The sequence below is a fragment of the Kocuria palustris genome (genome assembly GCF_016907795.1).
Lineage (GTDB): Bacteria > Actinomycetota > Actinomycetes > Actinomycetales > Micrococcaceae > Kocuria > Kocuria palustris.
In genome coordinates this window covers 1,012,482-1,026,764 of the sequence record NZ_JAFBCR010000001.1, presented here as the reverse complement: position 1 = coordinate 1,026,764, position 14,283 = coordinate 1,012,482, and the positions used below count along the sequence as shown (strand labels likewise).

The 14,283-nt window shown below is 69.6% G+C and carries 18 protein-coding genes; all 18 read left to right on the top strand.

Annotated elements, in window-relative coordinates; translation table 11 throughout:
* Complete coding sequence (rplR, locus tag JOE55_RS04445; protein WP_024289933.1) at nt 1-375, top strand: 50S ribosomal protein L18; 375 nt, start codon at nt 1-3, stop codon at nt 373-375.
* Nucleotides 372-1,094, top strand: a complete 723-nt coding sequence (rpsE, locus tag JOE55_RS04440) for a 30S ribosomal protein S5 (protein ID WP_006213492.1) — start codon at nt 372-374, stop codon at nt 1,092-1,094. Before rplR ends, rpsE begins: the two co-directional genes overlap by 4 nt.
* Nucleotides 1,094-1,303: a 50S ribosomal protein L30 gene (rpmD, locus tag JOE55_RS04435; protein WP_024289934.1), complete on the top strand. Its 210-nt coding sequence runs from the start codon at nt 1,094-1,096 to the stop codon at nt 1,301-1,303. The genes rpsE and rpmD overlap by 1 nt, the downstream gene beginning before the upstream one ends.
* A 2-nt stretch (nt 1,304-1,305) precedes the next feature.
* Nucleotides 1,306-1,797, top strand: a complete 492-nt coding sequence (rplO, locus tag JOE55_RS04430; protein ID WP_006213490.1) for a 50S ribosomal protein L15 — start codon at nt 1,306-1,308, stop codon at nt 1,795-1,797.
* A 293-nt stretch (nt 1,798-2,090) separates the two neighbouring features.
* Nucleotides 2,091-3,401, top strand: a complete 1,311-nt coding sequence (gene secY / locus JOE55_RS04425) for a preprotein translocase subunit SecY (RefSeq protein ID WP_006213489.1) — start codon at nt 2,091-2,093, stop codon at nt 3,399-3,401.
* A 71-nt stretch (nt 3,402-3,472) separates the two neighbouring features.
* On the top strand, nt 3,473-4,036 hold the full coding sequence (locus JOE55_RS04420; RefSeq protein WP_204782143.1) for an adenylate kinase: 564 nt from the start codon (nt 3,473-3,475) through the stop codon (nt 4,034-4,036).
* Between the two features lie 155 nt (nt 4,037-4,191).
* Nucleotides 4,192-5,022 (top strand): type I methionyl aminopeptidase, encoded by an 831-nt coding sequence (map, locus tag JOE55_RS04415; RefSeq protein ID WP_006213487.1) that lies wholly within the window; start codon nt 4,192-4,194, stop codon nt 5,020-5,022.
* Nucleotides 5,023-5,259: 237 nt separating this feature from the next.
* Entirely contained in the window at nt 5,260-6,420 is a 1,161-nt protein-coding gene (rlmN, locus tag JOE55_RS04410) for a dual-specificity RNA methyltransferase RlmN (RefSeq protein ID WP_051452760.1), read from the top strand.
* A 272-nt stretch (nt 6,421-6,692) separates the two neighbouring features.
* Nucleotides 6,693-6,914, top strand: a complete 222-nt coding sequence (infA, locus tag JOE55_RS04405) for a translation initiation factor IF-1 (RefSeq protein WP_006213485.1) — start codon at nt 6,693-6,695, stop codon at nt 6,912-6,914.
* A gap of 61 nt (nt 6,915-6,975) precedes the next feature.
* On the top strand, nt 6,976-7,089 hold the full coding sequence (gene rpmJ, locus JOE55_RS04400; protein WP_006213484.1) for a 50S ribosomal protein L36: 114 nt from the start codon (nt 6,976-6,978) through the stop codon (nt 7,087-7,089).
* Between the two features lie 182 nt (nt 7,090-7,271).
* Nucleotides 7,272-7,640, top strand: coding sequence for a 30S ribosomal protein S13 (rpsM, locus tag JOE55_RS04395; protein ID WP_006213483.1), 369 nt, complete (start codon nt 7,272-7,274; stop codon nt 7,638-7,640).
* A 78-nt stretch (nt 7,641-7,718) separates the two neighbouring features.
* Nucleotides 7,719-8,123 carry a 30S ribosomal protein S11 gene (gene rpsK / locus JOE55_RS04390; protein WP_006213482.1) on the top strand — a complete coding sequence of 135 codons (405 nt, stop codon included), beginning with the start codon at nt 7,719-7,721 and terminating at the stop codon, nt 8,121-8,123.
* 151 nt (nt 8,124-8,274) lie between these two features.
* On the top strand, nt 8,275-9,276 hold the full coding sequence (locus tag JOE55_RS04385; protein ID WP_006213481.1) for a DNA-directed RNA polymerase subunit alpha: 1,002 nt from the start codon (nt 8,275-8,277) through the stop codon (nt 9,274-9,276).
* A gap of 85 nt (nt 9,277-9,361) precedes the next feature.
* Nucleotides 9,362-10,135 (top strand): 50S ribosomal protein L17, sunset domain variant, encoded by a 774-nt coding sequence (gene rplQ, locus JOE55_RS04380; protein WP_024289938.1) that lies wholly within the window; start codon nt 9,362-9,364, stop codon nt 10,133-10,135.
* A gap of 232 nt (nt 10,136-10,367) precedes the next feature.
* On the top strand, nt 10,368-11,291 hold the full coding sequence (gene truA / locus JOE55_RS04375; protein WP_024289939.1) for a tRNA pseudouridine(38-40) synthase TruA: 924 nt from the start codon (nt 10,368-10,370) through the stop codon (nt 11,289-11,291).
* 246 nt (nt 11,292-11,537) lie between these two features.
* A complete protein-coding gene (rplM, locus tag JOE55_RS04370) occupies nt 11,538-11,981 on the top strand; it encodes a 50S ribosomal protein L13 (RefSeq protein ID WP_006213478.1) in 444 nt (147 codons plus the stop codon).
* Nucleotides 11,982-12,019: 38 nt separating this feature from the next.
* Entirely contained in the window at nt 12,020-12,526 is a 507-nt protein-coding gene (gene rpsI, locus JOE55_RS04365) for a 30S ribosomal protein S9 (RefSeq protein WP_024289940.1), read from the top strand.
* Between the two features lie 253 nt (nt 12,527-12,779).
* A complete protein-coding gene (gene glmM / locus JOE55_RS04360) occupies nt 12,780-14,132 on the top strand; it encodes a phosphoglucosamine mutase (protein ID WP_053447815.1) in 1,353 nt (450 codons plus the stop codon).
* Nucleotides 14,133-14,283: the final 151 nt, after the last annotated feature.

Sequence of the window (14,283 nt, the reverse complement as noted above, 5' to 3'; positions counted from 1 at the left end):
ATGGCTCTCAAGTTGAAGAGGGGCAAGTCGAAGTCCGCGGCGCGCAACCGCCGTCACCTTCGCGTCCGCAAGCACGTCTCGGGAACCGCCGAGCGTCCGCGCCTGGTCGTGAACCGCTCCAGCCGGCACATGTTCGTCCAGGTCATCGACGACAAGGCCGGTGTGACGCTCGCGTCCGCATCCACCATGGAAGCCGAGCTCCGCGCCGCGGAGTCGGACAAGTCGGAGAAGGCCAAGCGCGTGGGCGAGCTCGTCGCCGAGCGCGCGAAGGCAGCCGGCATCGAGGCCGTCGTGTTCGACCGCGGGGGCAACAAGTACCACGGTCGTGTGGCAGCCGTCGCTGACGGCGCCCGTGAGGGAGGTCTGGCACTGTGAGCGAGCAGAACACCGAGAACACCACCACCGAGACTCAGACCGAGTCCACCGGTGCAGAGCAGTCCAACCAGGGTAGCGGCGGCGATCGCGGCGGGCGCGGCGGCAATGACCGCGGCGGTCGCAACGATCGTGGCGGACGCGGCGGCAACGACCGTGGCGGCCGTGGCGGCCGTGGCGGCCGCGGAGGTCGCGACGAGGAGAAGGACAAGTTCCTCGAGCGCGTCGTGACCATCAACCGCGTGTCCAAGGTCGTCAAGGGCGGCCGTCGCTTCAGCTTCACCGCACTCGTCGTGGTGGGCGATGGCGAGGGCATGGTCGGCGTCGGCTACGGCAAGGCCAAGGAGGTCCCCGCGGCGATCCAGAAGGGCGTCGAGGAGGCGAAGAAGAACTTCTTCCGCGTCCCGCGCATCGAGGACCGCACCATCCCGCACCGCGTGCAGGGCGAGGCCGCCGCAGGCGTCGTCATGCTGCGTCCGGCCACTCCGGGTACCGGCGTGATCGCCGGCGGTCCGGTGCGCGCCGTGCTCGAGTGCGCCGGCATCCACGACGTCCTGTCGAAGTCGCTGGGCTCGTCGAACCAGATCAACATCGTGCACGCGACCATCGAGGCGCTGCGCATGCTCGAGGAGCCCGCTGCTGTGGCTGCTCGTCGCGGCCTGTCGATGGAGGACGCCATCCCGGCGCCCCTGCGCGGCATCCAGCAGAAGGCAGGTGCGTGATGACCACTCCGAAGCGAATCAAGGCTGACGGCCGGGACATCCGGATCACCCAGACCCGTTCCGTGGTCGGCCAGAAGCAGAACATGCGCGACACCCTGCGTTCCCTGGGCCTCAAGCGCCCCGGCAACGTGGTCGTCCGCAAGGCGGATGAGGTGACGGTCGGCATGGTCAACACCGCCGCCCACCTCGTGCAGGTTGAGGAGGCCTGATCATGGCTGAGCAGAACACCGACAGCGTCGTGTCCGTGGACGGCACGACCTCGAGCGCCCTGAAGATCCATCACCTGCGTCCGGCTCCGGGCGCCAAGAAGGCCCGCCAGCGCGTGGGCCGCGGTGAGGCGTCGAAGGGCAAGACCGCAGGCCGCGGCACCAAGGGCACCAAGGCCCGCTACCAGGTGCGTCCGGGCTTCGCAGGCGGGCAGCTCGCGCTGCACATGCGCCTGCCGAAGCTGCGCGGCTTCACCAACCCGTTCCGCGTCGAGTACCAGGTCGTGAACCTGGACCGCCTGGGGGAGCTGTTCCCCCAGGGCGGCACGGTGGACGTCGACCAGCTCGTGGCCAAGGGCGCGGTTCGCAAGAACCAGCCGGTCAAGGTGCTGGGCGACGGCGAGATCTCTGTGGCCGTGAACGTCACGGCGCACAAGTTCTCCAAGTCGGCCGCTGAGAAGATCTCCGCCGCGGGCGGTTCGACCACCGCTCTGTGATCCTGGCGGCGGGCTAGGCGATCCCCGAGGATCCGCCCCGAGTCCGCCACCGGATCGCGACCAGAAGGGCCTGTCTCCCGCACGGGGGACGGGCCCTTCTGCCATCTGCGCAGGCGGAGGGCCGCCTTCGGATGTGAGGAGGCGCTCCCGGGCCCGATGCGCTGATGCTGGACACGATGGTTAGACTTGCACGGGCCATCACAGCCCCATGCCGACCCCCGCCCGTCCCAGGGCGTTCGCCGGATGACGGAAGACCGGCCGACGGTCTGCCCCCACGACCAGAGGAGAGTCGATTGCTCAGCGCTTTCGGACGGGCGTTCAAGACTCCCGAGCTGCGGAACAAGCTGCTGTTCACCATCGGGATCATCGTGATCTACCGCCTGGGCACCTTTGTCCCGGCTCCCGGTGTGGACTACGGCAACGTCCAGCAGTGCCTGGCCCTGGGCAATGCCAGCGGCGGCGTCTACGACCTGGTCAACCTCTTCAGCGGCGGAGCCCTGCTGCAGGTGTCCATCTTCGCCCTGGGCGTGATGCCCTACATCACGGCGAGCATCATCGTCCAGCTGCTGCGAGTGGTCATCCCGCGCTTCCAGGAGCTGCATGAGGAGGGTCCGCAGGGCCAGGCCAAGCTCACGCAGTACACGCGCTACCTCACCATCGGGCTGGCGCTGCTGAACGCGACCACGATCGTCTCCCTGGCCCGGTCGGGCCAGCTGCTGGGCGACTGCCCGCTGCCGATCATCCCGAACGACTCGGTGCTGACCATCGCGATCATCATCATCGCGCTGACCGCCGGCACGACCGTGATCATGTGGCTCGGCGAGCGGATCACGGAGCACGGCGTGGGCAACGGGATGTCGCTGCTGATCTTCACCTCGATCGCGGCGTCGTTCCCGTCGGCCCTGGGCCAGATCTTCAACACGCAGGGCGCGCTGGTCTTCGGGCTCGTCTGCCTGGTGGGCCTCGTGGTGATCATCTGCGTGGTCTTCGTGGAGCAGTCGCAGCGCCGCGTGCCGGTGCAGTACGCCAAGCGGATGATCGGCCGCCGCACGATCGGCGGCTCGACCACGTACATCCCGCTCAAGGTCAACATGGCCGGCGTCATCCCGATCATCTTCGCCTCGTCCATGCTGATGCTCCCCGGGCTCGTGACCCAGTTCGCGGCGCCCACGGACGGCTCGCCCATGCCGGGGTGGATCAACTGGATCAACACCTACCTGGCGTCCGGCGACCACCCGGTCTACATGGTCACGTATTTCCTGCTGATCGTGTTCTTCACGTACTTCTACGTCTCGATCACCTTCAACCCGGAGGAGGTCGCCGGGAACATGAAGCGCTACGGCGGCTTCATCCCGGGCATCCGCGCCGGGCGGCCCACGGAGAAGTACCTGCAGTACGTCATCAGCCGCATCACGCTGCCCGGCGCGCTGTACCTCGGCGTGATCTCGATGATCCCGCTGGTGGCCCTGGTGCTCTTCGATGCCAACCAGAACTTCCCGTTCGGCGGTCCGTCGCTGCTCATCATGGTGGGCGTGGGCCTGGATACTGTGAAGCAGATCGACGCTCAGCTCCAGCAGCGCCACTACGAGGGCCTGCTGCGCTGAAGCGCTGACGTCGGCGTGCAGAGCGGGCCCGGCGCAGCCATCCACCATCCGCTCCAGATCAGGAGAAGCACATGACTCGCATGCTGATCATCGGCCCGCCCGGTGCGGGCAAGGGCACCCAGGCGGTGCGCATCGCCGAGCGCCTGGGGATCCCGGCCATCTCGACCGGGGACATCTTCCGGGAGAACATCCGCGGCGGCACCGAGCTCGGCAAGGAGGCCCAGTCCTACACCGATGCCGGCAACCTGGTCCCGGACTCCGTGACCAACCGCATGGTGCGCGATCGGCTGTCGTGGGACGACTGCGCCGAGGGCTTCCTGCTCGACGGCTACCCGCGCAACACCGCCCAGGCGGAGGAGCTCGACCGCATCCTGCAGGAGTCCGGCACCCAGCTGGATGTCGTCCTGCAGCTGACCGCGGATCGGGACGAGCTGGTCGCGAGACTGCTCAACCGCGCCCAGGAGCAGGGCCGCACGGATGACACCGAGGACGTCATCCGGCACCGACTGGACGTCTACGACCGCGAGACCGCCCCGGTGATCGGCCTCTACGCCGACCGCGGCTTGGTCACCGAGGTCGACGGCCTCGGCACGATCGACGAGGTCACCGAGCGGATCGCTCAGGCCCTGGCCTGATCCGCCGCCGGACGGCGCAGCCTCCGAGAGCATGATGCACCCACGGGTGCGCGGCGCGGCGGAGACCACCATGGCCCCAGCGGGGTCGCACGACAGCGCAGGGCCGGTGCCGCGAGCACCGGCCCTGCGCACTGCCCGAGAAGAGAGGGGGCGGCATGTTCGGCCGCCGCAAGATCGAGTACAAGACCGATGAGCAGCTGCGCGGCATGGTCCGTGCCGGCGTGGTGACCTCCCGCGCGCTCGACGCCGCGGTGGCCGCCGCACGCCCGGGGGCCACGACGGCAGACGTCGACGCCGCCTTCCGCGAGGTGCTGGCCGCCAACGGGGCCACGTCCAACTTCCTGGGCTACTTCGGCTACCCGGCGACGGTCTGCGTGTCCGTCAACGAGGAGGTCGTCCACGGCATCCCGGGCGAGCGCGTCCTGGAGACGGGGGACATCCTCTCGATCGACGGCGGCGCGATCGTCGACGGCTGGAACGGCGACTCCGCCCGCACCGTGATCCTCGGCAACCCGTCGGAGGAGGACCAGCTGCTCTCGGACGTGACCCGCGAGGCCATGTGGCGCGGCATCGCCGCGGCGGCCACCGGAACCCGTGTCGGCGACATCGGCGCGGCGATCGAGGACCACGTGCGCGAGCGCGTGGGCCAGCGCCTGGGGATCCTGGAGGACTACGTGGGCCACGGCATCGGCTCGCAGATGCACATGGCCCCGGACGTGCTCAACTACCGCGCCTCGGGCGGCTCGCCGGCGCTCAAGCCGGGCATGTGCCTGGCCATCGAGCCCATGCTCGTCACCGGAGGCATCGCTACCTCGACCCTGTCCGATGACTGGACCGTGGTCACCGACGACGGCGGCCGCGCCAGCCAGTGGGAGCACTCCGTGGCGATCCACCGCGGCGGGCTGTGGGTGCTGACCGCCGAGGACGGCGGTGCCTCCGAGCTCGAGCCCCTGGGCGTCACGCCCGTGCCGATCCCCGGCAGCTGAGAAGACACAGCCCTCCCCTCATGAGCGACCCTGATCGGGACGCGCCGCAGAACCGACACCGCCCCACCGGGGCCTGGAGACATCGTGAGCCAGACCAACCAGCCGCTGCCGGATCCGACCGTGGGTCGGCCCGAGACGCCGATCGCCCCCGTCGAGGAGCTCGACGAGGCGCAGATCCTGGGAGATGACGCCGAGACCGAGATCTCGGAGGTCGAGACCGCCCAGCCGCCGGTGGACATGGAGCAGACCGACCCGGATGCCGGCACCGCGGACACCCCGCGCCCGGTGCCGGGCCAGCTCGTGTTCCAGGCCGCCCGTCGCGGCAAGCCTCCGCGCCATCTCGCCGACACGGACATGGCAGGACGCCGGGAGATGCTCAAGGAGATGGGGCACAAGCCCTTCCGCGCCGAGCAGCTCTCGCGCCACTACTTCGAGCGCTTCGCCTCCGATCCGGCGGATATGACCGATCTGCCCAAGGACGGGCGCGAGCAGCTGGTGCACGACACCATGCCCGAGCTGCTCAGCACCGTGCGCACGCTCAGGGCCGACGGCGGAGACACCGTCAAGCGCGTGCACCGGCTCTTCGACGGAGCCCTCGTGGAGTCGGTGCTCATGCGGTATCCGAACCGCGTGACCATGTGCATCTCATCCCAGGCCGGCTGCGGCATGAACTGCCCGTTCTGCGCGACGGGGCAGGCGGGGCTGACCCGCAACCTCTCGGCAGCCGAGATCGTGGGCCAGGTGGTCGAGGGCATCCGCATGACCCGCGACGGCGAGGTCGGGCGCCGCGAGCAGGATCCGCAGCGTGTCTCGAACATCGTCTTCATGGGGATGGGGGAGGCCCTGGCCAACTACAAGTCGACCATGCAGGCGGTCCACCGCCTGATCGACCCGGCGCCGGAGGGCCTGGGCATCTCGGCCCGCGGGCTGACCATGTCGACCGTCGGGCTCGTGCCGGGCATGCGCAAGTTCACCCGCGAGGGCCTGCCGATCACCCTCGCCCTGTCCCTGCACGCGCCGGACGACGAGCTGCGCGACGAGCTCATCCCGATCAACAACCGGTGGAAGGTCGACGAGGCGCTGGATGCGGCCCGTGAGTACTTCGATGCCACCGGACGGCGTGTGTCCATCGAGTACGCCCTGATCCGGGACATGAACGACCAGGGCTGGCGCGCCGACCTGCTGGGGGAGAAGCTCAACGCCCGCGGAGCAGGCTGGGTCCACGTCAACCCGATCCCGCTGAACCCCACCCCGGGCTCCAAGTGGACGGCCTCGCGCCGGGGCGTGGAGCAGAACTTCGTCGAGCGCCTGCGTGCCCACGGCATCCCCACGACCGTTCGCGACACCCGCGGCTCGGACATCGACGGCGCCTGCGGGCAGCTGGCCGCCGCGAGCTGAGCCGAGCACTGGGCGACCGCCCGGAGGGATCGAGATCACCCTTCCTGCGGCCGAAGGAGGCCCCGGACCATCTTGTCCACAGGGCCGCAGTAGCGTAATGTCTTCTGCTGGTTGTCTGCGTATCCCTCTGCGTGCCCGGACATCGCCCCGCACCTGTCTCGCCCCCGGGCGTCGGCTGTCGTGCGCGGGACCGGAAGCAGCAGAGATCTGCAGACAGAGAGCCGAACCCCGCCCGTCTCCTTCGGGAGCGGGCACTGAAGTGAGCGGAGTACATGGCTAAGAAAGACGGAGTCATCGAGATCGAAGGCGGCGTGGTCGAAGCGCTCCCGAACGCAATGTTCCGGGTTGAGCTCGACAACGGCCACATCGTCCTGGCCCACATCTCCGGAAAGATGCGCCAGCACTACATCAGGATCCTCCCGGAGGACCGTGTGGTGGTGGAGCTGAGCCCCTACGACCTCTCACGGGGTCGGATCGTCTACCGCTACAAGTGAGTCGGAGAGTCGTCGGTCCTGCCGGCGGCGCCGATTCGTCCAGCAAACGCGAAGGAATGCGATGAAGGTCCAGCCGAGCGTGAAGCAGATCTGCGAGAAGTGCAAGGTGATTCGCCGCAACGGACGAGTCATGGTGATCTGCGAGAACCCGCGCCACAAGCAGCGTCAGGGCTGAATCAGCTCTGAGGCGAGATATCCGCCGCACCAGCGGCGGATGACAGAGGCACCGCTCCCGACCGGAGAGATCCAGGCGGGCACCCCCGGGCACGGAGGCCGGGGACCACGGAACAGGGCTCATGCCCACCGATGGACAGCGATGCTCCAGACCTCCGGAACGAACCGAGGAGAACAGCCGATATGGCACGTCTCGCAGGCGTCGATCTTCCGCGCGACAAGCGCGTGGTGATCGCACTCACGTACATCTACGGCGTCGGGCCGACCCGCGCCAAGGAGGCCCTCGCGGCCACCGAGATCCCCTCCGATGTCCGGGTCAAGGACCTGACCGACTCCCAGCTGGTCGCACTGCGCGACTTCATCGAGGGCAGCTTCAAGGTCGAGGGCGACCTCCGCCGCGAGGTCGCCGCCGACATCCGCCGCAAGGTCGAGATCGGCAGCTACCAGGGCATCCGCCACCGTCGCGGTCTGCCTGTGCACGGTCAGCGCACCAAGACGAACGCTCGCACCCGCAAGGGCCCCAAGCGCACCGTCGCCGGCAAGAAGAAGTAACGCGCTCACCTGATCTGAACCGGTGCGACCGCTCGTCGCGCCGAATGCACAGAAGACCACCACGCAGCAGGAGTAGAAATGCCCCCTAAGACTCGTGCGACCGCCGCTCGCAAGCCGCGTCGCAAGGACAAGAAGAACGTCACCCAGGGCCAGGCCCACATCAAGTCGACGTTCAACAACACCATCGTCACCATCACCGACCCGTCGGGTGCGGTCCTCTCCTGGTCCTCGGCCGGCGAGATGGGCTTCAACGGCTCCCGCAAGTCGACCCCGTACGCCGCTCAGATGGCCGCCGAGGCCGCTGCCAAGCGCGCGCAGGAGCACGGCGTCCGCAAGGTCGACGTCTTCGTGAAGGGCCCGGGATCCGGCCGCGAGACCGCGATCCGCTCCCTGCAGGCCACCGGCATCGAGGTCGGCTCGATCCAGGACGTCACCCCGAGCGCTCACAACGGCTGCCGCCCCCCGAAGCGCCGCCGCGTCTGATCACCGGCACGGCTGAGCGGCGACGGGGCCCCGCCCCTCGCGCCGGCCGTGCCCTCCGCAGCCGTCGGGCCCGATTCCGACGGCAGCGTCCAGAGAGTGCTCCACCACCTGCGTGCGTCATATAGCGGAGGCACGCCGAAAGGAAACATCAGTGCTCATTGCACAGCGTCCTGCCCTTTCCGAAGAGGTCGTGGCCGACAACCGCTCCCGGTTCACCATCGAGCCGCTGGAGCCCGGCTTCGGCTACACCCTCGGCAACTCGCTTCGCCGCACCCTGCTCTCGTCGATCCCCGGTGCCGCTGTCACCAGCGTGCGCATGGACGGCGTCCTCCACGAGTTCTCGACCATCGAGGGCGTGAAGGAGGATGTCACCGAGCTCATCCTGAACGTCAAGAAGCTGGCCGTGTCCTCCGAGGAGGACGAGCCCGTCACCGCGTACCTGAACAAGCAGGGGCCCGCCGAGGTCACTGCCGCTGACATCCAGGTGCCGGCCGGGGTCGAGATCCACAACCCGGGTCTGCCGATCGCCACGCTGAACTCGAAGGCCAGCCTCAACCTCGAGCTGACCATCGAGCGCGGCCGCGGCTACGTCACCGCCGCTCAGAACAAGCTGGCGGATGCCGAGATCGGCCGCATCCCGGTCGACTCGATCTACTCGCCGGTGCTCAAGGTGACCTTCCGCGTGGAGGCCACCCGTGTCGAGCAGCGCACGGACTTCGACCGCCTGGTCCTGGACGTGGAGACCAAGGAGTCCATCTCCCCGCGCGATGCCATGGCCTCGGCTGGCACCACGCTGGTGGAGCTGTTCGGCCTGGCTCGCGAGCTCAACATCGAGGCGGAGGGCATCGAGATCGGCCCGTCCCCGACCGACGCCGCCATGTCCGCCGACATGGCGCTGCCGATCGAGGATCTCGAGCTGACGGTGCGCTCCTACAACTGCCTCAAGCGCGAGGGGATCCACAGCGTGGGCGAGCTCGTGACCCGCTCCGAGGCGGACCTCATGGACATCCGCAACTTCGGCGCGAAGTCCATCGACGAGGTCAAGGCCAAGCTCCAGGAGCTGGGTCTGGCCCTCAAGGACTCGCCTCCCGGGTTCGAGGCGGCCGCGCGGCCCGCGGCCATCGACGACGAGAACCCGTTCGACGTTCAGTAATCCTTCCGCCTCTCCTCATCCGGACCGCCGCGCGCCCCGAGCGCCGGACGGCAACGGCTGAGTCACTTCCAGGAGACCAATCACCATGCCTGCACCTACCAAGGGACCCCGTCTCGGCGGCAGCCCGGCGCACCAGCGCCTGATCCTGCGCAACCTGTCGCAGCAGCTCTTCGAGCACAAGCGCGTCACCACCACGGTGACCCGTGCTCGTCGCGTGCGCCCGTACGCCGAGAACCTGATCACCGCCGCCAAGAAGGGCGATCTCAACGCCCGCCGCAAGGTCCTGGGCCAGCTGTCCGACAAGTCCGTCGTGCACGAACTGTTCACCACCATCGCCTCGGCGATGGAGGACCGTCCGGGCGGCTACACCCGCATCACCAAGATCGGCAACCGCAAGGGCGACAACGCGCCCATGGCGGTCATCGAGCTCGTCATGGAGCCCGTGGCCACCAAGGCGACCGTCGCCGAGGCCGAGGCGGCCACGCGCACTGCGGCTCCGGCCGCCGAGCCGGCCGCTGCCGCTGAGCCGGCTGCTGCCGAGGACGTCGTGTCCGATCCCTCGACCCCGCTGGCCGAGGAGGGCGGCGTCAGCGCCGCCGCCGCGGATGCCGAGGCCCAGGCCTCCGGCGACATCGAGGCCGACGAGTTCGCCGGCTCCGCCAAGCCGCTCGAGTCCGGCGAGACCCCCGAGGGCTTCACCATCAAGGGCAACAAGGACTCCATGAAGTTCCACGTGCCCGGCTCGCGCTGGTACGCCTCCACCCGCGCCGAGGTCTGGTTCGACACCAAGGCCAACGCCGAGGCGGCCGGGTTCGCCCCGGCAGGCGGCGCAGCCGCCCAGAAGATCGACGGCGAGTGATCTTCGGGCTCTGAGGCTCTCGGGTCTCGGGCCGACGACGGCCGCCGTGCGGATGCCTGCGCATCCGCACGGCGGCTTTCGCGTTTCCGCAGGGCCGACGGCGGCAGCAGCCGGGCCGTGCGCTGGTCGGGCGGCGATCGCGCACAGGACGCTGCCGGGGCTGAAGGATCCGCCCCGGTGGACCGCCCAGGAGCGCGGCAACCGATCGACGACGGATGAGGGAGGCGAGGCGATGAGCACGCAGAGGCAGAGCCCAGCAGGGGCGGGCGCCGCCGAGGCGGTGCGCTTCCGCCTGGACCTGGCCTACGACGGCACGCCATTCGCGGGCTGGGCTGTGCAGCCCGGGCTGGAGACGGTCCAAGGCAGCCTGGAGGCTGCCCTGGAGCTGGTCGTTCGCGCTCCGGCCCGGCTCGTGGTGGCAGGACGCACCGATGCCGGTGTGCACGCCCGCGGGCAGGTCGCCCATGCCGATCTCACCGGCGAGCAGGCGATGCGGGTGCTCAGCGGTCGGGAGGGTCCGCGACCGGACGGACTGGAGCGGCGCCTGGCCGGAGGCCTGAGCCGGATCCTGGGCTCCGACAGGCGCCGACGGGGGCTTGCGGAGATCCCGGGGGCGATCGTCGTGCGACGAGCCAGGCCCGCCCCCGAGGGCTTCGACGCCCGATTCTCGGCGGTCGCGCGGCGCTACGTGTACCGGATCGACGACGGAGCGGCCGGCCACGACCCGCTGACCCGGAAGTCCACCTGGGCCCTCGATCATCGGCTGGACGAGACAGCCATGCGGGAGGCCGTCGAGCCGCTTCCGGGGCTGCACGACTTCCTGAGCTTCTGCCGCCCCCGGACGGGGGCGACCACCATCCGGGAGCTGCAGGAGATCTCCCTGCGGCGCACCGACAGCGGTCTGCTCGAGGTCGAGCTGCGCGCCGATGCCTTCTGCCACTCGATGGTCCGCTCGATCGTCGGCTCGATGGTCCGGGTGGGCAAGGGCGAGCGGCCCGCCTCCTGGCTGCGGGACAGGCTGGAGGAGCGGTCCAGGTCCTCCGAGACGCTGCTGGCGCCTCCCCGGGGGCTCGTCCTGGAGGAGGTCGTGTATCCGGAGGACTCGCAGCTGGCGCAGCGAGCCCGGCTCACGCGAGCGCGTCGGGAAGGGGCCTGAGCCGGGGCCGGCCCCGGTGGAAACGGACGGCCGCTTCGGGTAAGGTGGCCTGCTGTTGTGCGTGTCCCGCCTCGGTTCACGTGTACCCGGATCCGCCGTCCAGTTGCAGGGCACAGGGCGATCTGGTGCGCTGAGGTTCTGGGGACCCGGATGCTGCTCGGCCCTCACCCGAGCCCCGGAGGCACACGGAACCCGGCCCCTGACCCCAACTCAGGGCCACTCTTCATCGAACGAAGGCAGATCAACGTGCGCACGTATACCCCGAAGCCCGGTGACGTCCAGCGTGACTGGTACGTCATCGACGCGACCGACGTCGTCCTGGGCCGTCTGGCCAGCCACGCGGCAGTCCTGCTGCGAGGCAAGCACAAGGCCACCTACGCCCCTCACGTCGACACCGGCGATTTCGTGATCGTCGTCAATGCGGACAAGGTCGCCCTCACCGGCGACAAGCTGCAGAAGAAGATCGCGTACCGCCACTCGAACCACCCCGGCGGCCTCACCGCGACCACCTACGCCGAGCTGCTCGCCAAGAGCCCCGAGCGTGCGGTAGAGAAGGCCATCAAGGGCATGCTCCCCAAGAACAAGCTGGCGGCTCAGCAGCTGTCCAAGCTCAAGGTCTACGCCGGCCCGGAGCACCCGCACGGTGCCAACAAGCCCAAGACCTTCGAGTTCAACCAGGTCGCCCAGTAATCCGGGCCTACGAGAACGACTGACACAAGGAGAACATCGTGGCTCAGAATACTGATGAGCAGTTCGCGCAGGACGGTGAGGAGCTGACCTCCTACACCTCCGAGTCCACCGGCGCAGCCGCCGAGTCCGCCGTCGCCACCGAGCGTCCGGCGCTGACCGTCCCCGGCCAGGGCACCGGCCGCCGCAAGGAGGCTGTCGCTCGCGTTCGCCTGATCCCCGGCTCCGGCCAGTGGAAGATCAACGGCCGCACGCTGGAGGAGTACTTCCCCAACAAGCTGCACCAGCAGGAGGTCAACGACCCCTTCACGCTGCTGGACCTGCAGGGCGCCTACGACGTCATCGCGCTGGTGCACGGCGGCGGCCCCTCCGGCCAGGCCGGTGCCATGCGCCTGGGCGTCGCCCGCGCGCTCAACGAGATCGACGCGGAGCACAACCGCTCGACCCTCAAGAAGGCAGGCTTCCTGACCCGTGACGCCCGCGTCATCGAGTCCAAGAAGGCAGGCCTCAAGAAGGCCCGCAAGGCCCCGCAGTACTCCAAGCGCTGATCCAGCGCCTCTGCGCAGCTCCCGCCTGATCGGGACTGCCTGACCCAGCGCCCCGTCGCACACGGACATCGTCCGTCAGCGGCGGGGCGCTGTCGCGTCGACAGGGCGCCTGCGACGGGACTCCTCGGCGGCTGTCCGTGCCGCTGCCACTCGTCGGCGGCGAGACCCGGGCCCAGTGTCCAGCCGAGCCACGACTCCGCATGTGGTGGATGGAATGCGTCAGCGCGGCCCACGGGCCTAGGATGTTGGATCGATGACACGAATCTTCGGAACCGACGGCGTACGCGGTCTGGCCAATGAGCTGCTCACGGCAGACATGGCGCTGGACCTTTCTCAGGCAGCGGCCATCGTGCTGGGCCACGACCATGCGGCTGATGGCCGCCGCCCCAGGGCTGTGCTCGCCCGGGACGGCCGGGCCTCGGGCGAGTTCCTGGGTGCGGCCGTAGCCGCCGGGCTCGCGGCCTCAGGCGTCGACGTCGAGGACGCCGGCACCGTGCCGACCCCGGCGCTGGCCTACCTGGTGGGCGACACCGAGGCGGACTTCGGCGTGATGATCTCCGCCTCGCACAACCCGGCCCCGGACAACGGGATCAAGTTCCTGGCCGCCGGCGGCAAGAAGCTGCCGGACGCCGTGGAGGACCGGATCCAGGCCGTCTACGACGCCAAGGACTTCCGTCGGCCCACCGGCGCCGGGGTGGGACGCATCCGCACCCTCACCGACGCCGAGGACCGCTACGTGATGCACCTGGTCGCGGCCATCCCGCACCGCCTCGAGGGGCTGAAGATCGTTCTGGACTGCGCCCACGGCGCCGCCTCCGGTCCGTCTCCGGACGCGTTCCGCGATGCCGGGGCCGAGCTGGTCGTGATCGGCGCCCAGCCCGACGGCCTCAACATCAACGACGGCGTGGGCTCGACCCACCTGGGGCCGCTGAAGGAGGCCGTGGTGGCCCACGGGGCGGACCTCGGCATCGCCCATGACGGCGACGCCGATCGCTGCCTGGCCGTGGACGCCCAGGGGCAGGAGATCGACGGCGACCAGATCATGGGCATCCTGGCGGTGGCCATGCACCAGGCCGGGCGCCTGAAGGACGACACCCTGGTGGTGACAGTGATGTCCAACCTGGGGCTCAAGCTCGCCCTGCAGGAGCGCGGCATCCGGATCGTCGAGACCAAGGTCGGGGACCGCTACGTCCTCGAGGCCATGGTCGAGCACGGCTTCAACCTGGGCGGCGAGCAGTCCGGTCACGTGATCATGGCGGACTGGGCCACGACCGGCGACGGCCTGCTCACCGGCCTCATGCTGGCCTCTCAGGTGGCGGGGACCGGCCTGCCGCTGTCCGAGCTGGGCACGGTCATGACCCGCCTGCCGCAGCGTCTGCTGAACGTGAAGGGCGTGGACCGCTCCGCCGCCTCGACCGACGAGGGCGTGGCGGAGGCCGTGGCGGAGTCGGAGAAGCGACTGGGGGAGACCGGCCGTGTGCTGCTGCGTCCCTCCGGGACCGAGCCCGTGGTGCGCGTGATGGTCGAGGCCGCCACGCAGGAGCAGGCCGACGAGGAGGCCGCCGCGCTGGCCGAGGTCGTGCGGCAGCGGCTCGCCCTGGGCTGAAGCCGCGGCTGAGACCCGCTGCCTGCTCGATTGAAGCGGCGGCGCAGGATGAGGAGGAGCCCCGACGGCATCGCCCGTCGGGGCTCCTCCTGCTTCTGATCAGCGGCTCCGAGCGCAGAAGAAGACCCCTGCCGCGAGTCGCGGCAGGGGC